General features: G+C 41.1%; 26 protein-coding genes. 3 read left to right on the top strand and 23 right to left on the bottom strand.

The window, feature by feature from the left end:
• Positions 1-13: 13 nt before the first annotated feature.
• From M3166_RS02830 to M3166_RS02765, 14 genes are all read right to left on the bottom strand, one after another.
• Entirely contained in the window at positions 14-817 is an 804-nt protein-coding gene (locus tag M3166_RS02830; RefSeq protein ID WP_251687148.1) for an HAD family hydrolase, read from the bottom strand.
• Entirely contained in the window at positions 818-1927 is a 1110-nt protein-coding gene (locus M3166_RS02825) for a cysteine protease StiP family protein (RefSeq protein ID WP_251687145.1), read from the bottom strand.
• Positions 1905-3260 (bottom strand): phosphoribosyltransferase family protein, encoded by a 1356-nt coding sequence (locus M3166_RS02820; RefSeq protein ID WP_251687143.1) that lies wholly within the window; start codon positions 3258-3260, stop codon positions 1905-1907. The genes M3166_RS02825 and M3166_RS02820 overlap by 23 nt, the downstream gene beginning before the upstream one ends.
• Entirely contained in the window at positions 3250-4350 is a 1101-nt protein-coding gene (locus M3166_RS02815; protein WP_353056548.1) for an HpcH/HpaI aldolase/citrate lyase family protein, read from the bottom strand. The genes M3166_RS02820 and M3166_RS02815 overlap by 11 nt, the downstream gene beginning before the upstream one ends.
• Before the next feature lie 207 nt (positions 4351-4557).
• Entirely contained in the window at positions 4558-5136 is a 579-nt protein-coding gene (locus tag M3166_RS02810; protein ID WP_251687141.1) for a TerD family protein, read from the bottom strand.
• Between the two features lie 30 nt (positions 5137-5166).
• A complete protein-coding gene (locus tag M3166_RS02805; protein WP_251687139.1) occupies positions 5167-5742 on the bottom strand; it encodes a TerD family protein in 576 nt (191 codons plus the stop codon).
• Positions 5743-5778: 36 nt separating this feature from the next.
• Positions 5779-6396, bottom strand: coding sequence for a TerD family protein (locus M3166_RS02800; RefSeq protein ID WP_251687137.1), 618 nt, complete (start codon positions 6394-6396; stop codon positions 5779-5781).
• A gap of 74 nt (positions 6397-6470) precedes the next feature.
• A complete protein-coding gene (locus M3166_RS02795) occupies positions 6471-8105 on the bottom strand; it encodes a YceG family protein (protein ID WP_251687135.1) in 1635 nt (544 codons plus the stop codon).
• Between the two features lie 352 nt (positions 8106-8457).
• Positions 8458-9006, bottom strand: a complete 549-nt coding sequence (locus tag M3166_RS02790) for a GrpB family protein (protein ID WP_251687133.1) — start codon at positions 9004-9006, stop codon at positions 8458-8460.
• A gap of 141 nt (positions 9007-9147) precedes the next feature.
• Positions 9148-10017 (bottom strand): M23 family metallopeptidase, encoded by an 870-nt coding sequence (locus M3166_RS02785; RefSeq protein WP_251687131.1) that lies wholly within the window; start codon positions 10015-10017, stop codon positions 9148-9150.
• A 139-nt stretch (positions 10018-10156) separates the two neighbouring features.
• Positions 10157-11032 (bottom strand): dehydrogenase, encoded by an 876-nt coding sequence (locus M3166_RS02780; RefSeq protein WP_251687129.1) that lies wholly within the window; start codon positions 11030-11032, stop codon positions 10157-10159.
• A complete protein-coding gene (locus M3166_RS02775) occupies positions 11022-11516 on the bottom strand; it encodes an RNA polymerase sigma factor (RefSeq protein WP_251687127.1) in 495 nt (164 codons plus the stop codon). Before M3166_RS02775 ends, M3166_RS02780 begins: the two co-directional genes overlap by 11 nt.
• A gap of 107 nt (positions 11517-11623) precedes the next feature.
• Positions 11624-11848 (bottom strand): hypothetical protein, encoded by a 225-nt coding sequence (locus M3166_RS02770; RefSeq protein ID WP_251687125.1) that lies wholly within the window; start codon positions 11846-11848, stop codon positions 11624-11626.
• Positions 11849-11870: 22 nt separating this feature from the next.
• A complete protein-coding gene (locus M3166_RS02765) occupies positions 11871-12371 on the bottom strand; it encodes a DUF1648 domain-containing protein (protein WP_251687122.1) in 501 nt (166 codons plus the stop codon).
• A gap of 105 nt (positions 12372-12476) precedes the next feature.
• Here M3166_RS02765 and M3166_RS02760 point away from each other — a divergent pair, with 105 nt between their 5' ends.
• Positions 12477-13130, top strand: a complete 654-nt coding sequence (locus M3166_RS02760) for a DedA family protein (RefSeq protein ID WP_251687120.1) — start codon at positions 12477-12479, stop codon at positions 13128-13130.
• 41 nt (positions 13131-13171) lie between these two features.
• Here the strand turns inward: M3166_RS02760 and M3166_RS02755 are convergent, their stop codons facing one another.
• From M3166_RS02755 to M3166_RS02735, 5 genes are read right to left on the bottom strand one after another with little or no spacing between them, the layout of a single operon-like run.
• Positions 13172-13654: a chemotaxis protein CheW gene (locus tag M3166_RS02755; protein ID WP_251687118.1), complete on the bottom strand. Its 483-nt coding sequence runs from the start codon at positions 13652-13654 to the stop codon at positions 13172-13174.
• Positions 13655-13665: 11 nt separating this feature from the next.
• Positions 13666-14775: a M20/M25/M40 family metallo-hydrolase gene (locus M3166_RS02750; protein ID WP_251687116.1), complete on the bottom strand. Its 1110-nt coding sequence runs from the start codon at positions 14773-14775 to the stop codon at positions 13666-13668.
• 47 nt (positions 14776-14822) lie between these two features.
• Positions 14823-15803 carry a hypothetical protein gene (locus tag M3166_RS02745; protein WP_251687114.1) on the bottom strand — a complete coding sequence of 327 codons (981 nt, stop codon included), beginning with the start codon at positions 15801-15803 and terminating at the stop codon, positions 14823-14825.
• A 53-nt stretch (positions 15804-15856) separates the two neighbouring features.
• Positions 15857-16600 (bottom strand): AAA family ATPase, encoded by a 744-nt coding sequence (locus tag M3166_RS02740; RefSeq protein WP_251687112.1) that lies wholly within the window; start codon positions 16598-16600, stop codon positions 15857-15859.
• A gap of 30 nt (positions 16601-16630) precedes the next feature.
• Positions 16631-17323: an AIM24 family protein gene (locus M3166_RS02735; RefSeq protein ID WP_251687110.1), complete on the bottom strand. Its 693-nt coding sequence runs from the start codon at positions 17321-17323 to the stop codon at positions 16631-16633.
• 148 nt (positions 17324-17471) lie between these two features.
• Between M3166_RS02735 and M3166_RS02730 the strand changes: the two genes are divergently transcribed.
• The gene (locus M3166_RS02730; protein ID WP_251687107.1) at positions 17472-17858 is read left to right on the top strand and encodes a general stress protein; all 387 of its coding nucleotides are present in this window, start codon (positions 17472-17474) and stop codon (positions 17856-17858) included.
• Between the two features lie 8 nt (positions 17859-17866).
• On the opposite strand, the gene M3166_RS02725 is transcribed toward M3166_RS02730, so the two are convergent.
• The 4 genes from M3166_RS02725 to mce all read right to left on the bottom strand — a co-directional run bounded on the left by M3166_RS02725 (position 17867) and on the right by mce (position 20976).
• Positions 17867-18217, bottom strand: a complete 351-nt coding sequence (locus M3166_RS02725; protein ID WP_251687105.1) for a hypothetical protein — start codon at positions 18215-18217, stop codon at positions 17867-17869.
• Positions 18218-18263: 46 nt separating this feature from the next.
• Entirely contained in the window at positions 18264-18755 is a 492-nt protein-coding gene (locus M3166_RS02720) for a tetratricopeptide repeat protein (RefSeq protein ID WP_251687103.1), read from the bottom strand.
• Between the two features lie 236 nt (positions 18756-18991).
• On the bottom strand, positions 18992-20560 hold the full coding sequence (locus tag M3166_RS02715; protein WP_251687101.1) for an acyl-CoA carboxylase subunit beta: 1569 nt from the start codon (positions 20558-20560) through the stop codon (positions 18992-18994).
• A gap of 2 nt (positions 20561-20562) precedes the next feature.
• Positions 20563-20976: a methylmalonyl-CoA epimerase gene (gene mce / locus M3166_RS02710; RefSeq protein ID WP_251687099.1), complete on the bottom strand. Its 414-nt coding sequence runs from the start codon at positions 20974-20976 to the stop codon at positions 20563-20565.
• Positions 20977-21179: 203 nt separating this feature from the next.
• Here mce and prli42 point away from each other — a divergent pair, with 203 nt between their 5' ends.
• On the top strand, positions 21180-21275 hold the full coding sequence (prli42, locus tag M3166_RS02705) for a stressosome-associated protein Prli42 (RefSeq protein WP_008404197.1): 96 nt from the start codon (positions 21180-21182) through the stop codon (positions 21273-21275).
• The last annotated feature ends 24 nt before the right edge of the window (positions 21276-21299 follow it).

The following is a 21299-nucleotide window of genomic DNA, read 5'->3' as shown; positions in this document are numbered from 1 at the left end:
GTTGTTTTCCTTCTTATAAAGCAGCATTTTCCGAGCTTTTGATTAAAATTTGCCGCAGACAATGTTCGGCAAAGTCAGACCCGTTCTTCTGCACGATCTTCAGATTCAGCTGTTGGGCAAACTGCGTAAGCTCCCCGTGCAGCGGCACGAAATACTCGTCGGCAAGTTCAAGCATACTCAGATCCATCAGTGAATCGCCTGCCGCAAAATGCCGGTCGTAGTGCTGGAAACGTTTAATATATTCGACTGCGGCACCTTTCGTTAAGAACTGCGGCATGATGTACAATTTTCTCCCTTGCAAATAGCTTTGCCAGCCGTCCTGCTGCAAAGACTGATTGAATTCTTTCAGCTCCTGAAGATTGACGGTTTGCTGATCGATAATAAAACAGTAAAACAGATTTTCGATGATATGATGGCGAAGGAAATAGCCGGCCGACAGCTCTCGGGCATATTTTATGCCGATTTGCTGAAGTGACAGCGGCAACAATCGAAGATGCTGTTCAATATGCTGCTGCCAGTCGGGATCGATCACTCCATTGCGGAGAATGATACCCCCATTCGCCAAAATGGCTACATCCGGAACGACGGTATGCTGAAACAGTGTAATCCGTTTATACTGTGCCATGGAACGGGTTGTCACCGGAACAAAGTGCATCGTGTCATGAATCTGTTTCAGTAACTGCTCAATCGAGGCATTAATATACGAAATGTCCCGTTCTTCCAGTTGTTCGATGCATAAACAGTTTTCGATCGCTGTATGAATCGTCCGTTGCGAGAAAATAAGCGTCCGGTCCAGATCAGAGGTGAATAACTGCATTTACAATAACTCCTTAATCAGACCGCAGCATGCATAGGTCATATTCTCGTAATACTCAATTTCCACACCGCGCTGCTCTGCCAGAATATAAATATGTTCCAGGTTTTGCTTTGCGTATGAATTGACCAGAATTTTCCAAGGAACTCTGCGTAGGAGCACCCGTGTTGTTTCCCCTACACCTGGTTTAATATGATTGATGTTTTTTATCTGATAATGCTGCTGGATTTCCTCGATACATTGAAGTCCGCTCCATGACGGCTCTTGTTCCACGTCCGCATTGTCAGCTGCCTGTTTTGCCTCAGCCGCTAAATCTGGCGTGAAATGGGATGCTATGGCTTCTATGTATGCCTGTGAAACGTCCTGCTGCTTCAGTTCATCATAAAATTTCGCACCGTGGAAATCGGATTTGTCCATGAAGCGCTCATTGAATACCGTTCTGCTGACAAGACCTGAAACGGTGGAATTCAGGCAGGCTGACGGGATGAGGAAATCTTCCCGCGTCCCGTACAGTTTCGCACAGTTTCCCGGATCCGCCAGTACCGCTAAATCTGCTTTAATCGGCGACTTGCCGGCTGCATTCCATTTGGCAACCGATTGTTCCAGCTCTTTAGTAATCGCACCTTTCCCGGTCCAGCCGTCAACAAATTGAAGATTGGCTTTTGGATGCTGGTGGACGATGTATTGCAATGCGGTTTCATCAATCCCCCGTCCCCGAAGAATGGAGACCGAATAATGCGGAACATCAAGATCATGAAACTGCTGCAAATACCGTTTAATCAATATGCCGATCGGTGTACCGGCACGCGCCAGGCTGACGAGGACAAGCTCGTTTGTGTCCCGCGCTTTGACGATTTTTTCTGCCACTACCGCCACACATAGGCTCACCTTCTGTCCATACGTTTCCAGCATTACTTCATACAGCTTCATATAACGGATGTCCGGCTGATATTCGATCGGAAGCATCTCGGAGTAGTGGGCTTTTCCGGATTGAATTGTTTTTTCCCGCTCTTCCGTATTCTTTTCAATCGACAGATGACTAATATCCCGCATTACAAATGTAACATCTTCATCGCGGTAACTGCCCATTTTATCCGGTAAGTATTTCAGCATTGTCGGCACCTCCCAAAGTTACAACATGAATTGTTCCGGCGTATGGCTTCAGCAATCCGACAAGCTCCATCAATGCTGTATGATCCAGTATTCTTTCATAGACAATGACAATATCTTCATAGTGATCTGCCGGTACATTATAGAGGTAATTCACAACACCCGGATATTCCGCGCTGTTAAATTTAAATTTGTTCGTGATTACAGATTGTTCATCGGCAAAAATGGGGCTGCGTGTTGTCGCATGGTAGGCCACATCTTCACCGAGCTGTGCGGCAATCAGCATCGGGATATACATAAACTCACCCGTACCAAGCACTAGGCACTTCCCATGTGATCTTGCGTTCGAAATTTTCTTTGCTATCAGCTCGACATCTTCATAAAGGATGCGTTGTTCATCCGCAGCCAACGAGAATCTTCCGCTGCCCGTATAATAATTTGCCGTATAGGTATTATTTTCTTCACTAAGCGAGCGTTGCATAACGAGATGCTGCTTCATTTCCTCTTCAAATGAATGGATGTGTACAGGACCGGCCGCTATCTTTTTAATGCACTGTTCGGTATGCGGGAGCGCCCCCCTGTCCTCAATTTGAAAGGCCCCTTTGAATAACGAGACAGTATGGATCTGAATCCCGTACTGATGCGCGAAAGCCAGCAGTTCCTGTTCATGTTCCGCATTTCGCCAGTCCAAAATGGAAATGAGCGTAAATGTTGTTAAGTGCGGATACGTTTCATGCAATTGACGGATAATGTTAACATTCGTTTTGCCCGTTGTCATTTCATCATCGACAAGGACAATTTCCGTTTGATCTGCAAAAAAGGTTGCTTCTGCATAGACATGATGGCTCGTCGCATGCGAGTGTTCTTCCTCAAAGCTGATCACCGGCTGCTGATCAATGATGATCTCTCTTGTTGTATGAATAAACCTTACATTGCCGGAAAAAGCATCAAAAAAAGCATGCCCTAATGCCGTCGCGGTTTCAGCAAAACCGATAATTGTCAGCGGCTGTTTCATGAAAATCTTATTATTCCATGATTCCTTCAATGTATCATGGACATTATCCTGCGTTTTAATGGCTTCGCATATTTTTTCGGCGAATTCATGTTTTTCCTGAAAACGCACTTCCATGAAACGATGTGCCAGCAAGTGGCTTGTCAATATCGGAATTTGCGGGCTGACCGCCAAATGTTTGCCGAGTACCTTACTGACAAACAGAAAACTGCGCTTTTTGTTGATGCGCAGTGCCATGTCAAAAAGCTGGTGCTCGTCAAAATGGTACGGATTGTCGATTTCGTGTACGGTTGCTTCATAAGCATTCAAGACGTTATACTGCATTTTGTACCTTCACTCCCAGCAAATCTGTAAAATATACACCCTTATTGAAAACACCGAATGCTTCCGCGCGCATCATTGTTCGCTGTGCCCAACTATAGTGCGGCTTGATTTCGTTCATTTTGTTACCGTAAGCACTTTTTTCCACACCAATCGAACCGTCTGCCTGCAGCAAAATGCGCTCGGCATCCAAATAGTCCTCATGTGATACGACATACATCGCTTGTACCGTTTTGATATGGGTAGGATGAATAATCGTTTTACCGATAAGTCCGTTTAGTCGATCCAGTTCAATTTCCTTTTCCAGCCCCTTTATAGCAAGATCCTGGTTGAAATATTCCCAAACCGAACCTGAAAGCACAAATTGTGAATCCCGTAAAAAAACATTTAAAATATCCGTTATGCAATCACGGACCGGTTGGATATCGTACACGGTGTGGTGAATCGATCTCCGCACGCCCAACAATCCGCAAAAATCGGTCGACCCGATCCGAACATTCAGTATATATTCTTCAAATTCCTGCAGTAAATCCCGGATTTGAAGAAGTTCCTGCAATCGTTTTTCTTTCAGCAGGATTTCGCCGGATTCCAGAATCGGCATACCATACAGCTGAAAGCCGAGCTGATTTTGCTGTTTGATCAGCTGCAAAAAGTCCCGGCCGTTATCCGATGTAAACTTCGGTAATACGTAGCCTGTCAGGAAATGCTGACGATTGCCAAGCTGCTCCGTCAATTGATGCAGCTGGTCTGCGCTTCGAACACGCACAAATAAAAGCGGAATTTTTTCGACAAAAATTCGGCCGTCTTCCATTGCCTCTTTTAATGTCGTCAATGTTCGTTTTAATTGCTCAATCCCCTCTGATACTTGCAGGTCACCGAGTGCATCTTCCAAATCCAGTACAATGGTAGTGAGTGACGGGTGTTTGTGTGCGATGATTTCCTCTGCAATCACCTCTCTTGTTGCCGGCATATACAGCGCTGCACCAACACAGTAGCGGAGTTGGTTCTTATTCGTATATTTTGAAAATTCACCAGGTATACGATAGAACAAGTCGCGTTGACCATTCATAATTTCTTTTTCAAAAAAGCGCAATGCCGATCCTCCCCTTCATTGTATTTATGTAATGCGAATCATTGTTTTATTTATGTGAATCGCTGGAAACATCTATTTTCCGGTTCACTAAAAGGGAGGCGACAACAGGTTTGTCACCTCCCTTTATCCATCTTCTTAAATTAGTTGTGTCACTGTAGTGTACACATCGTCATTAACTTAATACGGCATTGACTAATTGCGCATAGTTTAGACGCTAAGACCGTAAGATTGAACGAGTGCCAATAAACCACCTTGATAACCCGAACCGACCGCATTGAACTTCCATTCATTTCCATGTCGGTACAATTCACAAAATACTACTGCTGTTTCAATTGAGAAATCTTCTCCTAAATCAAAGCGTAAAATTTCCGTTCCTAAATCTTCGTCAACTAAACGCACAAAGGCATTCATGACCTGACCAAAGTTCTGACGACGGTTCTCTGCATCATGGATTGTAACTGTGAACGCAATGCGGTGCACATCGGAAGGTACTTTATCCAGGTGAACTTTGATTTGCTCGTCATCGCCGTCCCCTTCACCCGTTCGGTTATCGCCTGTATGTTCAACGGATTTATCCGGACTAATCAAATTATTATAGAAAATAAAATCCAGATCATTCCGGCATTTGCCTTGCTCGTTCAATAGAAAAACCGATGCATCCAAATCGATTTCCGCTCCACCATCAAAGTTTTTAACATCCCAGCCTAAACCGACAACAATATTTTTTAATGCCGGATTACCTTTTGTTAAATCGATGCGTTGACCTTTACTCAATTGAATTGCCATAATCGTTTCCCCCTTAGAGATGAATTAAAATTAGCCTACTTGTAAACCGAAATCGTTACATAATGCTGCTAAACCGCCTTGATAGCCGGAGCCAATCGCAGCAAATTTCCATTCACCATTATGGCGGTATAATTCACCTACCACTAATGCTGTTTCAATCGAGAAATCTTCGCCTAAATCATATCGGATTAATTCCGCTGAATCGTTGAATACGCGGATGAAGGCATTTGATACCATCCCGAAGTTCTGACCACGGCTTTCCCCATCATGAATCGTTACGGTAAAAGTGATCTTTTCAATATTAGATGGTACTGACTGAAGGTCGATATGTACGACTTCATCATCACCAGAGCCGTCACCTGTCAAGTTATCGCCTGAGTGGACAACTGATCCGTTCCCGCCTGTTGTATTATTATAGAAAACAAAGCCTTCAGGACCAGCCACTTTGCCGCTAGCTTCCAATAAAAAGATCGATGAGTCAAGGTCAAAATCGTTGCCGCCATCGTATTTATTCGTATCCCAGCCTAATCCTACGCTGATTTTAGTTAATCCCGGATTGGATTTTGTTAAATCTACCTTTTGTCCTTTTGCTAATGAAACTACCATTTTCAACACTCCTTAATTTATGTTGTATAACTTTTTTTATTTGTAGCGATTGATGACTTCACCAAGTGACTTGTCTTGTGTACCTGTACCAAGCGCCGCAAACTTCCATTCATTTTCATGGCGATAAATTTCACCTGTGATCAATGTTGTCTGACCCGAATAGTCGTCTGTCAGGTTATATTTTAATAATTCCTGGTTTGAAGATGCATTGACAATTCGAATAAACGCATTTTGAATCATCCCGAAATGCTGATTACGCTTTTGTGCATCATAAATATTTACGAGAAAGACAAGTCGGTCATATTCCGCAGGGACAGAACTTAATTCGATTGCAATCTGTTCATCATCACCAGCTCCCGCACCTGTTAAGTTATCACCTGAGTGGGCCACAGCGCCATTCGAACTTTTTAAATTCCCGAAATAAATGACATCGCTTTTTGCAGCAACTTTTCCGTCTTTCAGCATCAGTACAGATGCGTCACAATCAACCGGGGCACCTGTAGTAGTACTTCCGCCGAATAAACTTTTAAAAAGTCCGCCGCCACTTGGCTTTGCCTGTACTTCATCCCAGCCTAAACCAACAAAAATCTTGTTTAAACCGGTGTTCCCTTTCGTTAAGTCGATTCGTTGCCCTTTTTGTAAATTAATTGACATTTTTAGTCCTCCCAAAGTAAATTACTATAAAATCTACCATTATTGTATATTTTATAAAATATAATGACAAACTTTTATCTCTTTTTTTTCCCGATTCTTCTGATTACCGATTTGAAATCCAGTTTACGGTTGAGACCATCCAACCCGTTTGAACGGGCCAGCAAATTTTCCAGTGTTTCATCAAAACTGATTTTTTCAAGTCGGTAAGAATTCAGCAATTGCTCCGTAATAAAATGTTCGATGCTCAAAGATGCACCCGGACTGTAGATGAATATATCAAACCCCAGCATGCTGGCAAACAGGAGCATAACAGCATCCTGCCGCTGCATTTGCCCGCTGTTTTCTTCAATAAACAAGAGAATCGTCGGATTTGTATAGCTGTAGTCGAACTGCTGATAGAGGCGAATGATTTCCGTTGGGACAAGCAACATTTGCCCGAACAAATATTGCTCATGCTCTTGCCTAGACTGATTGTTCGCCACTGCTATGAAATCACTTTCAATAAGACGGATCATCGTTTTTGCGATATTTCTTTGCGCACCAACTGGTATATTTTTAAACGGCCAGATGCCAAGCTGCAGCATTTTTTCGACATCGAGCTTGCCATTGGTACTGGCATCACGCATATGAAACTGCATATTGCTTTTCTGTGCCTGCAATAATGGAAATGTGGTCGCAGTATATGTAAGCTCACGGGATTTTAAACGTTGAAGCTTCTGCACATAATCCGATTTATCCAATGAGACACCCTCTATTTTCGCGAAGAGCACCGGTAAATAGACAATTCCTTCTTCATCACTGAACCCTTCCCTTAAATGGAGCTGGGCCTCGGAAAGAATAAATAATTCGTCATATGTTGTATTTAAAATTCGAGTTCTTGTCTCGTGATTCGCATATTTCCATGGGTAGTTGATCGCTGCATTATCATAGAGATGCTGTTGCACATGTTCTGAAGCACGCGATGTAATGGTTTGCACACGAATCGGTTTTTCATGCGGAAAATCAAATGTTTCTGCTTTTTCAGCCAATCGTTCCGTCGGGAAATTTAAGATGCCGTACTCCGTCATAATATCCTGACCATCCGGTTCAAATATGACGACGTCGCAGCCGAATAAATAAAGGAAGTACAGGAAATACACTTCACTTTCTTTTGCAGGTCCGTACCAGACGATGCGCGGGACCGCTAATCCGAAATCACTTTGCTCCAGCCATTCAGGGAAAAAATGATTCGACCACTTCACAAAGTCCAAAAAGATTCGCTGCAGCTGATTACTAATGAGCTTTGGATAGCGGGACTCCAAAATTTCGAGCCAGCTTCGCAAAGTCGTAATAAAATGATCCCGATACTTCGTTTGCATGAGCGGCAGCAACTGTTTTCCGGCAAAAAATGCCATAAAGCGATTCAATGATATCGGATTTTCCTGATGCATCTGCAATATATTCACAATTTCCGTCCGCTTTTTCGGATCAATCAATTTCGGGAGATTATGAAACAATAAGGTCCACGGAATGCCTTTGTTTGTAAGCGCATACAAATACTCTTGCATCTCGTAGGCATTATCGTATACACCCAATATTTGTTTCGCCACCCGGGTATATTGTAATTCACCATCACTTTGCAAAAAAATCGGACGTGAATAAAGACCCGCACTAATTATTTCTTCCCAAGTTTTTGTGCTATCTATGTAATCATGTGGAACTAGCCGCATAAATTGATCACTCCAGTTTCTATCTCTCTACATTTTCCTTACTTACATGTACGGACAAAAGGATAAAAAGGTTTCAAAAAATAAGGATTTATTTTCCCCCGCTGTCGGTAAAAGTGCCGAATTGTTCCGTCAATTACGAATGTTCTTTAACCATTTCCTTATCATTATACTAGCAAAAAAACTTCACAAGGGACAGAAATTAGCTACGGTAAAATACATTGTCCTCCCAAAATTCCCCTCTTTGCAGAAATTAATTTCAAATTAATTTCGCAACTTCCTATTAAACAGTAAAATTATTATGGAAAAAATACTGGATTATTTCATGCGGCCCATTGGGAGAATGCGTATTCTTTTATATGGTATCCCATCGGTATTCTGGTAACTTTCGAAAAATCGACTGCACAAATTGCTCTTTATATTGCGTATATTCGTTAATCCCATGTAAACCTGTATTGAAAAAAGCTTCTTTTAACTCCTCATATTCTTTTTTCGCTTCAATATGGGCATTCAAATAATCTCTAAAAAAACGCATTTGATGCCATTTTTTCTCGTTGAACTGTACGATGTGAATAAAATGTGTTTTCATTTCAAACGTAGCATCTGTAAATTTCGCACAAATAATTTCATTTGGCCTTTCCACTTGCAGGCGGTAAAAACCTGCCTCCCTGAGACCTTTAAATAGCTCTTTATCCGGCGAGTCAAGATTTTCAATGCCAATGACAAGATCGATAACCGGCTTGGCCGCAATACCTTCAATTGATGTGCTGCCGATATGTTCTATTTGATAAGGCTGTAAACTCGTATGCTTTAGTATTTTTTCTTTCGTCTCAGCAAATTCTCTCTTCCAACTAGCTTCATACGGAACGAGGATCACTTCATCCTTTTTTAATCCAAGTTTCATAAAGTTCGCCCCTTTCTCTCCAATTTAAGACATTTCTAGGTTCACTTTTACTTAAAAAACTGCCCAATAATTCGGGGAATCAATAACAGCAGTTCACCCGCCGTAGCTGAGTTCTCAATCTTTCCTAACGTATCAGACTCTTTATTTTCCCCCACTCGGTACTACAATATCGCCCTGAATTGGTTCTTCGCCGCCATGAAACTTTATCCGCAGTGATTTGGCCTTCAGGAAATCCTGTTGATCCATTACTTGAAAATGGATATGTGCTTCTGATGAATTGCCGGAATTTCCGCATAAGCCGAGCAGTTGACCTGCCTTCACGTTATCCCCTGTTTTCACACAAATCGAATCCTTCTTGAAATGGGCAATCATACTGTATTCATTGTGCTCATGTGCAATGATGCAATAGTTTCCTGCTGCATTTTCTTCATCCATTTCGCCCGGAATATTGTCCTTAATTCCATCAATTACCTCGACCACGACACCGTCAGCCGGTGCCACGACTTCAGTTCCAAACGCATAGTAATTTTCATTTTGCAGTGTCGAGTTTTTATAGGTTTCGTTATTAACCATTTGGACTAAATCATATGCATAGCGCTGCTGTTCATACGGATAGTGATAGTTTATAAATTCGTTCGTGCCGCCCCAAAAAACATACCACTCGTCATTAATCGGCATGCTGTATGTACTTTTGGTCCATACTTGATCACTGCTCGGAAACGTTTCAAACGGTTTTAAATAGATTGCTTGGATAATACCCTGCTCGTCAAACGCGATGACAACAGCTTTCGAATAAGTTTCATCAACCCATATATACTGTTCAAGCCCCTGAAATGTATTGGCCACGATACAAGTATAACTGCTCACACCTGAATTATAGTTTAAAGAAAGCTCGCGAAATTGTTCAAACGATACAAGATTCTGAAACGATTTAGCTGTTTTCCCGTAGATTTCCTCAAATTCACCGTTTAAAAAATACCGACCGAACTGTTCTTTAAATTGATTAATCATTCAAATGCCTCCTCTTTTTTGCTCCTTAATTTATACGAATTTTCAGACAAAAAGTTTCAAGTAATTTCCTTTAAGATTTTGATATGCAAAAAAAAATGGCCGCTCCTTTATGAAGGGCCTTGTATGTTCATTTTTATTGTTACGCCATAACTATCCAAATTAGGAACCATAGCACAATAAATAGGATTTTGTACTTTTCCACCTTCAATATGTTCAAGTTTGTAACTTCTTTTTTAATCAGCCACCAAATGCTAAATCCATATCCAAACAATAAAAGTAGAAGCAATGGCTTATAAAGCGGTCCGATCATGAAATAGTACGACCCTATACTCGCCACAACGATCATATAAATTGTTATAACAATTCCTAATCCGCGGATTTTTTTCGGCTGTTCAATTTGGCGGCGACTATAATAGCTGGAGGTCAACATGATCATCACTAAAATGCCCAGACCGATAAATATTGGTGGAAATTGTAATCGATCATGCGAATTTTCCAAGTCAGATAAAATAGCGGACGGATATTGTTCATATCCGGGATAATACGCATCATTCTTCACGTCATACAAATAGTTCCATGCCAATTCGAATTTTCTCTGTTCGCCGTTTTTATACAACACAATAATGTCATAATGCACGTCGCTCTTTGGAGGAGCCATAACAGCAGGAAGCTCAGAAATATTTTCGAATAAGGTGACCATTTCAGCAGTCGTCACATTTTCAACCCCAATGAAAAGTGTCGACGTTCTGCCCCTAAACCCCTTTTCTCCGTTGTTTTCATAGGACGTAATTTTGGCAATCTCACCTGATGCTGCCTGATTTTTAAGATTGTCCGAGGTGAACAGCAAAAACAGACCAATGAAACAAATCGTAGCCATTACGCCTATTTCACGGAATGTTTTCAGTGTATTGCGTTTTCTGACAGGCTTTTTATAAATGTTCTGATAAATGGATTTTTTTAATGCTTCATTTTGAGGGAGTTCATTTAACTGTTTTAAGCGATCATCAAGCTTCATCGATTTCACCTCCTAAAATTTTCTGCAATGCCTGCATCGCACTCCGCTGTGTATTTGCTACCTTCACCGGGGTTAGTCCCATAATGTCACACGTTTCCTGAATCGAAAGCTCCTCGATTTTACGGTATATGATGACTTCGCGTTGCACTGGTTTTAACTTTTGCAGTGCGTCGTATAATCGTTTTCGGTCTTCTTCCTGGATAAGCCATTCATGCGGAACGTGGTGAAAATCCTGCTGCTCCGGGGCATTTGTAAACGGAAGCCACTTAATTAATGCTTTCTTCCGATAAAAGTCATAAACGAGATTCCGAGCGACTTGCCTCGTATACGTCTGGAAATTGGTCACTTTGGTCAAGTCCGTTTTATAAATTCGCACAAACGTATCCTGTGTTAAATCTTCTGCGACTTGTGCGTTCGATACCATGTAACGTATGTACTGATAAGTCTTGCGGAACTCCTGCTCATAAAGCTCATCAAAATCCATGTCCATCACCTCTCTTACTTATATAGACGAATGAAAATTAAAAATATGTAATTTAATTTGAAAGTTTTAAACTGAAAAAAGCATCTCCTTTATGAGATGCTTCCGGTTTACGATGAGGAATTTGCTTTTCTTTTGAAGATTCTACTTTTTCTCATGCTGCGTTCTACTTTTCGACCGGGGTATTCTACTTTTCTCAAGAAACGTTCTACTTTCAGCACGCCATGTTCTAATATTAATCGAAGTTCTACTTTCTTCGTAAAAGATTCTCCTTTTCGATCGGGGTGCTCCACTTTTGCCCCGAAATCTTCTACTTTTCCTACGCCGCGATCCACATTCCCCTCAAAACTTTCTACTTTACTTAATCCTAAAAATCTTAATCATCTTCCAAATCAATACCCCAAACAGCGCTGCCAATATGACGAAAAACGGCCAGCCGATCGTTGTTGCTTCTTCTAAAGCAATCACAATAGTGCGGTACACGATGTAGGCGAATAATATATTTATAATGTTACGCATATAATTTAATGTTTGGCGACTATTTCTGTAAAAGACCTCGGCATTTGATTCATTGATGCGTGCCGGATAATTGTGCGTTTCAGGGAATTTTTCTAAAATTATTAAAAAGAAATGCATTGCAATCCCGATGCCCGGTAAAATTAACAGCTCCCATTTAGAGCCCCAGCGGTCGACATTACCGCTGCCGTCAAAGTGGGCAGGTACTTCATTTGGCAGTTCGCGCCAGTTCATGAACAATACACCGAGCATAATCGCTAACGCTATATAGCCGATAATATCCATCAGCCATTCGGATTTCGATTTAGGAATCTCAATTTTGGGGCGTTTCGTCAAACTCATATCCATCACCTCTTTTAGTTTTATTACTCAGCACTTTTTATAACAATAATTTGCCAACATCCGCTATACTTAAATTTAATCATCCTCTTGATGGGAGAACTACTTATGCTACTTGATATTATTCAGTTTTTACGGGAAATTGACCAAGTCATATTTTATTACATAAAAGAGCTCGGACTGTATATTTATATTCTGTTATTTGCGGTTGTTTTCACGAAAACTGCATTTGTCATTTTAACATTTTTACCCGGGGATAGTACGGTGTTCACAAGCGGTACTTTAGCAGCGATCGATAAGCTTGATTTTCTGACATTGCTGATCATTTTCATCGTTGCGACAACGCTTGCCGACAGCAGCAACTACCTCATCGGAAAATCGATCCGGAAAATTCCGCCGAAGCGCAATCTCTTTAGGCGTTTTTTATCAGAGGAAACTAATGAAAAAGCTCTGAACTTCCTGGAAAACTATGACCGGGTTGCCATTACGTTTTCACGGTTTGTGCCGTTGATGCGGACTATGACACCGTTTATAAGCGGATATTCCGGCTTTTCGTATGCGACATTTTTACGCTATAACTTTATGGGGGCCGTACTTTGGACAGTTGTCTGGCTTGGCGGTGGTTTTATACTCGGAAATATTCCCTGGGTTGAAGAGAATCTTGTTCTGACACTTACGATTATTTCCATCTTTGTATTTAGCTTCACAGGTTATGCGTACGTTAAACAATTCAAAAAAAAGAAAGCGGTTACTGCCGATTGAAAAAATGGAGCCTATCACGTTCAGATGATAAGCTCCGTTTTTTAGTTTGTCTGATTTTCCTGCTGCTTCATTTCATGTAAATATTCGATAATTTCACGGATGCCGTCTAATGAATGCACGAGAATATTCGGATCGATACAAGAAATCATGCGGTCTTCCAAATTGGCAACCGCTGTAAAAAATTTCGTCTTTTCATAATTGACAAGCCCCATCTGTTTTAAAACGCCTTCTTCAAAGTCGATAATTTCTTTCGCATCGGCAACGACCAACCCGTAATTAATCAACTCTGTCTTCAACACAATGATTTTAGCTGTTTGTGTATTTGTCGGGCGATTGTATAAAATGGTCTGAAAATCGATTATTGGTGTAAGTTCCCCTCGAATTCTCGTAAAGCCGAGCAAATAGTTCGGTAAATGAGGAATCGGAGTTACACGCTCCAGCTTTTCAATCGAAACAACCAGCTCAACCGGCACTGCATATTGTTCTGTGCCGCATAAAAATACGACTGCTTTTTCAATGCTCATATTGATACCTCTTATTTCGTTGTTTGAACAACGATTTCTTCCAATAAATCAGCCAGTTTTTCCAGTTCTTCAACCGGCATTCTTTCGTTAGTTGTATGAATTTCCTCATAGCCAACCGATAAGTTTACAGTAGGAATACCGAACCCAGCGATAACATTTGCATCACTACCGCCGCCTGAAATACCGAGCTGTGGTGTACGACCGATTGCTTCAACCGCTGCTTTAGCTACTTTCACAACTTGATCTTCTTCTGTCGCACGGAAACCTGGATACATTAATTTCACTTCAACTTCAGCACGTGCACCCATTTCATGTGCAACACGTTCAAATGTTTCTTTCATATGGTCAGTTTGGGCATTCAGTTTTGTTTCATCAATCGAACGGGCTTCCGCAAGAATTGATACTTCATCACATACGATATTTGTTGCTTGACCGCCTTCAAAACGCCCAATATTCGCTGTTGTTTCTTCATCGAGACGGCCTAATTTCATTTGGGCAACCGCTTTTGCTGCAACGGTAATTGCGGAAATACCCTTTTCAGGTGCAACGCCTGCATGTGCTGTTTTACCGATGATTTTCGTAAATACTTTTGCCTGGAATGGTGCTGCTACTACAATGCCGCCTACTTTGCCGTCACTATCAACCGCAAAACCGTATTTGGCGATGATGTTTGAAGGATCAAGTTCCTTAGCACCGACTAAACCGCTTTCTTCACCTGCTGTAATGATGAACTGGATTGTACCATGAGCGCTGTCTTTTTCTTTTAGACGACGCGCCATTTCGAATAGTGCTGCGATACCTGCTTTATCATCCGCGCCAAGAATCGTTGTGCCGTCAGAATAAATATAACCGTCCTCACGGATTTCCGGTTTAATGCCTTTGCCCGGCACGACTGTATCCATATGTACTGTAAAATAAATTGGCTCGATCCGCTCATCGCCTTTTAATGTTGCGATAATATTGCCTGCACCGTGACCATTGCGTGTATGTGCATCATCCTGAAAAACATCAAAGCCCATTTCTTCTAATTTTTTCACTAAAATGGGTGCAATTACTTCTTCATGTTTTGTTTCAGAATCAATTTGCACTAATTCCAGAAACTCTTCTACTACTCGGTTCATGTTCGATAACTCCTTTAAATAACTAGTTTACGCTTTATTGTACGCCTCTATTTTTGAAAAAACAACGATTGATCATCGGCATTTAAAATGCGTTGTTTTTCTACTTGCAGCGCCTGTTCTTTTTCGATTGTTATGTTCAATTTTTGCTTCAAATCGCGAAGTGTATTCGCCACATCATCCTGTACACGTGAAATTTGATCGATTGCAGTTGTAATTTTGGAATGTACTGACCAATCGGTGAAAATATTATCGAAAAAGTAATCCGTAAACATGATAAAACCGTCTGTATGAACTTCCAGTGTATTTTGGCGCATCTCTTTAATATCGAGCAGTTCATTTTGGAAACGTTGCAGAGCCATCTGCGCTTCATGCAAATAGCTGTTCGTTTCTTCCAGTTTGTCATGCTTTAACGCCGTTGCGATAAAACCCCCACCTAAAAATGTATCCCATGTTGAGTAGGATTTGGCATCCTGCAATTTGGAGCCGGCATCTGTTAATTTATTAAATGCCTGTTTACCCGCATCGATCGCTTCGTGGATCTCGGTTTTCAACTGTTTGCATAAAAGCTCCTGTTCAGTAATCCCCGTTAATTCCTTCGCTGCTGCAGGTGCATTCGCCATAAGCCACACTTGTTTTTCGTTTTCTATTTTTTTCAGGTGCTCACGGATAGTTGAAACATTTATCGTGCTCAATTGTTGAACAAGTCCAATCCGGTCTTCCTGTAAATCATTAAACGTTAACTGCGCTTCAACCAGCTTCAGTTCTGTAACTGCTACCTGGTCCATATTTTGCTCGATCAGCTCATCCTTTTTCCCTGACCAGCCACGGAATAGATTCACAAAAGAAAATTCCTCGAGCTTATTCAATTGTTGACGTGCTTTTTTCAGATCATGTTCATGCTGCTTAACATCCTGTTGGGCATGCTGGATCTGTTGGTCAAGACTTTCAATTTTCTTGTTCAGTTTTTCCGCTTCCAAAAGTTGAATGTGATGCTGTTCTGATTGCTGTTGCAATTGCTGCCATCCCATATTCTTCACTCCTTTATAAATTCCGTGTAGTTATCGACACCCGCAATCGATTGCTAATCCAGTTCATCCTCGTCCTCTTCAAACAGCTTCTGCAGCATTTTTTTACGGTGCTGCAAAAAATACGAGGTTACCTGATAATGCTCAGTTTCTTCATATTTCACCTGCTCGATGCCATGTTCATCAAATTGATAGATGACCGCATCCGGGAATCCGAGTAAAATTGGCGAATGTGTTGCGATAATGAATTGGACATTGCCCTGTTTCACTAAATCATTCATCAATGTTAAAAACGCCAGCTGTCTAGTTGGAGATAATGCGGCTTCCGGCTCATCCAGTAAATAGATTGCCTGCCCTGTGAACCGGTGCTGGAACAACGAGAAAAAGGATTCCCCGTGTGATTGATGGTGAAGTGATTTCCCTCCGTATGCTTTATAGCCGTTTTGATCGATCTGATCCAAATGCGACGCAAACTGATAAAATGTTTCGGCACGCAGAAAAAAGCCGTTCGTTACTTTTGGCCACCAGGAGAGCTTCACATAATCGCCAAGCGCGGATTCGGATTGATCTACTTCATACGCCTTATAGTTTTGCGTGCTTCCCCCTGCCGGATTGAAGCCGATCTGATCTGCAATGGCTTCAAGCAACGTTGATTTGCCAGCACCGTTTTCTCCAACAAAAAACGTGACCCTTGCATCCACATCCAATTCATCCATATGGCGAATAAACGGAATCGAAAACGGGTATTCGCTATAGTCCGTTATTTCTTCTTTTTTAAGTTTGACTGATTTTAAAAACATCTTTTTTCTCCTTACTTTATCCCGCAGCCATTATGATTCCGACGATAAATAAACTTCTTCAAATGGCTGAATGATGACAAATCCTTCACCGGAAAAAGCCATTTGGATCGATTCATTGCTGCCGCGTCCAATAAGTGTTCTAAACGTAATATCCGTTACAAACTCCGGCTTTAAATTACCGGACCACGCAACAGTTGCATTTGGGTCAGTATATACTGTTTCACCAGGCTTAACGATTAATGTTAATGGCTCAAAATGGGTTGTAATCGCCACTTTTCCTTTGCCGTCCAGCATGACGTTAAATAAGCCGCCTGCCATCATACCGGCCATTTTGCGCATAAGTCGAATATCCCAATTGATCGATGGCTCAAATGCAAGCAGGTCATTGCCGTTCACGCACAGGCTTTCGTTCTGCAGATCAAAAATTGTAATCTTTTTTCCTTGGTCCGCTAAATACAACCGGCCTTTCCCTTTCGCTTTCATCAATTGCGTACCTTCGCCGGTCAATGCTTTCTTAAACATTTTCGATACGCCATGCTCCAGCATGCGCTCACGCTCAAATTTAATCGAACCGACATAGGCGATCATCGCGCCCATTTTCGACCATACTTCCCCGTTCAGATTCACTTCGAGTACACGATCGGTTTCCAATTCAAAATAATCATTTTCATTCTGGTCTTGCTGCGTCTTGTTGACAAAATCACGAATGGAATAGTTCCCCATAAGTAAAACCTCCCTTTTCATGTTCTACGTATTAAACACTGTATAAGTTTCGAATTTTCTGCATTTTATAATTGTATTGATGTACGATTGTTTTCAATCACTACCATCTCAATAAAAATTCCATTACAATAAAAAAGAGGTGATTATGATGGAATATCGACGTGAAATCGCTTTAGTGTACAGTGTTGAGGAAGCTATGACAAAGCTGAACATGATTAGAGGGCACGGTTTTTCCGAGCATGAAATTCATGTGTTTTCAAAAGATATCCTCCCTTTACAATCACTGAAAATGTATACCGACATTCAAGTCCATCTAGCCGGCAACTGGCTCGACCAGCTTATCAGCTTTGTCACACGAAAAAATGTGTATGAAGTGAGTTTGCGAATTTTGCACTTAACTCCTGAAGAAACCGCCCATTATGGGCATGGCATAGAACTTGGGGCAATCTTCCTGTTTGCCGAGCACGAACACCCGTATGAAAAAGAACCGAAAAAGCAGCAAGCAGCATTCAATCTGTCTAGAGCGGTGGATTAAGATTAATTTTATAAAAAACTGCCGTCGATAATAATGAATTTAAAAATTAACGCACTAACGACTAAACTGATGATTATAAAATTCAAAATGAGAAGAAATCGCTTAGGAAACGGTATGTTCAATAACGATGCAATGGTCCAGTGAACAACACTGTAAATTAATAGCGCAATAATCGTTCCAAAAGCAATAAAGGCAATGGTCAGCAACCTGCCCGAATTTGAAATATCTCCCGGCGGTGAATCTGCTGCAGTGAACAGCATTGAACCGATAAATAACACAGATAAGAAATAACAGCTGTAGCCGATCAGGCTGACCATCGCCGTATAAATAAAGTAGTTTACAATCTTAAAAAGTTTCATCGTATAAGCTACTAACTCTAATATTTTTCCCCAATGAATTAATCACTCACTCCCACATTTCATTTAATTTATCACTATAAAATAAAATGGCTTTTTTGTATTTCTGAATTTGAGGGTCAGAAGAAGTAGCTGCTAAATTTTTCAATAGAAGCTCCATTGAACGCTCATGTTCTTTCAAGTTAAACAATGTCATCGCATAAAATACTTGAATGGCTAAATTGTGCGGAAACTTCTCCACCCCTTTTTCTAACGTATGTTTTGAATTTTCGTATTCCCCTAGTGTTCTATATGTACTGCCAAGACCTAAATAAGCATTCGCTAAATCTTCATCATTCAAATCACCTTGTATTGCTTTTTCATAGTATGGTACTGCATTCGATTCTTTGCCAAGTACATCGAAGCTCCATGCACACTGGTAATTTATAAGGGCTTCGTTCGGATGTTGTTCAACTAATTTCAATAGTAATTGATTGGATTGTTGTAATTCCCCATCGCTTCTTAAATCAATTGCCCTCTGTAGCTGGTTGATTTCCTTCATACTTTGTCCTCCTATATCGTCTTTCCATTTATCTAGCATAAAGGCTTTTTGAAAATTTCACTATAATAAAATTGGAGGATTTACCATATTACAGGTAAATATTTTTTAGTAACTTTCTAGTATTATTCCTGTATTTTTTCATTTAGGGCTCTATATCAGCAAAAAAACACCTCAAAAATGATTGTATTGTATACAAATCATTTAAGAGATGTTTCTGAGGGTACTTTATTTAAAAATTATAGTGGAATATTCCCGTGCTTTTTGTATGGACGGTCTTCCTGCTTTGTTGAAAGCATATCCAATGCCTGGATCAGCTTAATACGTGTTTCACGTGGATCGATAACATCGTCAACCATACCGCGTGATGCCGCTACATAAGGATTTGCGAATTTTTCTTTGTATTCTTCAATTTTCGCTGCACGTGTTGCTTCCGGATCAGCCGATTTCGCAATTTCACCTGCATGAATAATGTTTGCCGCACCAGCAGCACCCATTACCGCGATTTCCGCATTCGGCCAAGCGAATACTAAGTCCGCTCCAATCGCTTTCGAGTTCAATGCTACGTACGCACCGCCGTATGCTTTACGTAAAATAACTGTAATTTTTGGTACAGTTGCTTCTGAGTAAGCATAAAGAATTTTCGCACCGTGACGGATAATCCCACCGTGCTCTTGTTTAACACCTGGGAAGAAACCAGACACGTCTTCAAATGTAATAACAGGCACGTTGAATGCGTCACATGTACGTACGAAACGAGCTAATTTATCAGATGAATCGATATCTAATCCGCCTGCAAGGAATTTCGGCTGGTTACATACTAAACCAACTGATTCACCCGCGATACGTGCAAAACCAACAACAATGTTTTTCGCGAATTCTTTTTGCACTTCCATGAATGAACCTTCGTCAACTACTTGTTCTACTACTTTACGAACATCATAAGATTTTGTTTGGTCAATTGGCACAACATCAACAAGTTCTGAACGGAAGTTATCGCCTTCTGGAGCAGCTTGTTTCGGTGCTTTTTCTCTGTTGTTCTGTGGTAAGTAAGAAAGTAATTGCTGAATTTGTGCAATGGCAGCTTCTTCGTCTTCAGCACGGAAGTGGGCATTTCCTGAAGTTGCGTTATGCACTTTAGAACCGCCAAGACCTTCAGCTGAAATTTTTTCGCCTGTTACTGTTTCAATTACTTTAGGGCCAGTAATGAACATTTGAGATGTTTTATCAACCATTAAAATAAAGTCTGTAATCGCTGGTGAATAAACAGCACCACCCGCACAAGGTCCCATAATTACTGAGATTTGCGGAATTACACCAGAATAGATTGAGTTACGGTAGAAAATGTGACCGTAGCCGTCAAGTGATAATACACCTTCTTGAATACGCGCACCGCCTGAATCGTTAATGCCGATAAAAGGCGTACCGTTTTTCGCTGCTAAATCCATTACCGCTGCGATTTTTTTCGCGTGCATTTCACCAAGCGCACCGCCGAATACTGTGAAGTCCTGTGCAAATAAATACACATTACGGCCATTGATTTTACCGAAACCAGTAACTACGCCGTCACCAGGGCCTTCCAGTTTATCCATACCGAAATCAACAGTACGGTGTGTGATGAAAGGATTGATTTCAACGAATGACCCGTCATCCAATAACATATCAATACGTTCACGGGCAGTCATTTTCCCTTTTTCATGCTGCTTTTCGATACGCGCATCCCCGCCACCAAGCTGGATCGCTTCTTTACGGTCATATAGCTCATTAATTTTATCAAACATATCTGGAGTTACTGTCATTGTTGTCATCGTTACTTATCCCCTTTTCCGCTTTTATCGCATAATTCATAAAGTACACCATATGAGTCTTTCGGGTGTAAGAATGCTACTTCCGCACCGCCAGCCCCTGGTCCTGGCTCTTCCGATAATAGTCGTACACCTTTTTCACGAAGTTCAGCCATGCGCTCACGAATACCTGTTACGCCAAATGCAACATGGTGAATGCCTTCTCCGCGCTTTTCCAAAAAGCCATGGATTGCGCTTTTTTCACTCATTGGCTCAAGCAGCTCAATTTTTACGTTGCCTGCATCGATAAAAGCAACTTTTACTTGCTGTGATTCTACTTCTTCCATCTTTAATAATTTCAGGCCTAGCGTTTCTGTGTAGTATGTAATACGTTCTTCAATATTACGTACGGCAATGCCGATATGATCCACTTTTTCCACGGTACTGACTCCCTTTTGAATAAAATTATTAATTCCGCCTCATCTGAATCGTGTCCAGACATTTGTTCGAGGCTTTTTTAATGGGTGTTTGCTACTCCCGATAAAGAATTTTTTAAAATTCCGAAAATGTAAAATCTATTGTACTTGAGAATTCCTTCAAATTTGATAAACTAGTACTAGTTCATATTGAAGGAGCGAAAAGAATGAGCAACAAAAAGTTTCAAAAAATAGTCGTTTATTCAATGGTTGTTATCATGTTAATCTCAACTGTTGCAATGGGTGTCGCAGCAATTATGTAATGGATGTTTATGCATCCATTTTTT

Source organism: Solibacillus isronensis (assembly GCF_023715405.1).
GTDB lineage: Bacteria > Bacillota > Bacilli > Bacillales_A > Planococcaceae > Solibacillus > Solibacillus isronensis_B.
The sequence above is the reverse complement of the archived record's forward strand: the minus strand, read 5'-3'. Positions and strand labels throughout refer to the sequence as shown.

Excerpts from the sequence above, each read along its gene's own strand:
- M3166_RS02830 (WP_251687148.1), bottom strand. The coding sequence starts at position 817 with ATGCAGTTATTCACCTCTGATCTGGACCGGACGCTTATTTTCTCGCAA.
- M3166_RS02825 (WP_251687145.1), bottom strand. The coding sequence starts at position 1,927 with ATGCTGAAATACTTACCGGATAAAATGGGCAGTTACCGCGATGAAGAT.
- M3166_RS02820 (WP_251687143.1), bottom strand. The coding sequence starts at position 3,260 with ATGCAGTATAACGTCTTGAATGCTTATGAAGCAACCGTACACGAAATC.
- M3166_RS02810 (WP_251687141.1), bottom strand. The coding sequence starts at position 5,136 with ATGGCAATTCAATTGAGTAAAGGTCAACGCATCGATTTAACAAAAGGT.
- M3166_RS02805 (WP_251687139.1), bottom strand. The coding sequence starts at position 5,742 with ATGGTAGTTTCATTAGCAAAAGGACAAAAGGTAGATTTAACAAAATCC.
- M3166_RS02800 (WP_251687137.1), bottom strand. The coding sequence starts at position 6,396 with ATGTCAATTAATTTACAAAAAGGGCAACGAATCGACTTAACGAAAGGG.
- M3166_RS02795 (WP_251687135.1), bottom strand. The coding sequence starts at position 8,105 with ATGCGGCTAGTTCCACATGATTACATAGATAGCACAAAAACTTGGGAA.
- M3166_RS02790 (WP_251687133.1), bottom strand. The coding sequence starts at position 9,006 with ATGAAACTTGGATTAAAAAAGGATGAAGTGATCCTCGTTCCGTATGAA.
- M3166_RS02785 (WP_251687131.1), bottom strand. The coding sequence starts at position 10,017 with ATGATTAATCAATTTAAAGAACAGTTCGGTCGGTATTTTTTAAACGGT.
- M3166_RS02780 (WP_251687129.1), bottom strand. The coding sequence starts at position 11,032 with ATGAAGCTTGATGATCGCTTAAAACAGTTAAATGAACTCCCTCAAAAT.
- M3166_RS02775 (WP_251687127.1), bottom strand. The coding sequence starts at position 11,516 with ATGGATTTTGATGAGCTTTATGAGCAGGAGTTCCGCAAGACTTATCAG.
- M3166_RS02765 (WP_251687122.1), bottom strand. The coding sequence starts at position 12,371 with ATGAGTTTGACGAAACGCCCCAAAATTGAGATTCCTAAATCGAAATCC.
- M3166_RS02760 (WP_251687120.1), top strand. The coding sequence starts at position 12,477 with ATGCTACTTGATATTATTCAGTTTTTACGGGAAATTGACCAAGTCATA.
- M3166_RS02755 (WP_251687118.1), bottom strand. The coding sequence starts at position 13,654 with ATGAGCATTGAAAAAGCAGTCGTATTTTTATGCGGCACAGAACAATAT.
- M3166_RS02750 (WP_251687116.1), bottom strand. The coding sequence starts at position 14,775 with ATGAACCGAGTAGTAGAAGAGTTTCTGGAATTAGTGCAAATTGATTCT.
- M3166_RS02745 (WP_251687114.1), bottom strand. The coding sequence starts at position 15,803 with ATGGGATGGCAGCAATTGCAACAGCAATCAGAACAGCATCACATTCAA.
- M3166_RS02740 (WP_251687112.1), bottom strand. The coding sequence starts at position 16,600 with ATGTTTTTAAAATCAGTCAAACTTAAAAAAGAAGAAATAACGGACTAT.
- M3166_RS02735 (WP_251687110.1), bottom strand. The coding sequence starts at position 17,323 with ATGGGGAACTATTCCATTCGTGATTTTGTCAACAAGACGCAGCAAGAC.
- M3166_RS02730 (WP_251687107.1), top strand. The coding sequence starts at position 17,472 with ATGGAATATCGACGTGAAATCGCTTTAGTGTACAGTGTTGAGGAAGCT.
- M3166_RS02725 (WP_251687105.1), bottom strand. The coding sequence starts at position 18,217 with ATGAAACTTTTTAAGATTGTAAACTACTTTATTTATACGGCGATGGTC.
- M3166_RS02720 (WP_251687103.1), bottom strand. The coding sequence starts at position 18,755 with ATGAAGGAAATCAACCAGCTACAGAGGGCAATTGATTTAAGAAGCGAT.
- M3166_RS02715 (WP_251687101.1), bottom strand. The coding sequence starts at position 20,560 with ATGACAACAATGACAGTAACTCCAGATATGTTTGATAAAATTAATGAG.
- prli42 (WP_008404197.1), top strand. The coding sequence starts at position 21,180 with ATGAGCAACAAAAAGTTTCAAAAAATAGTCGTTTATTCAATGGTTGTT.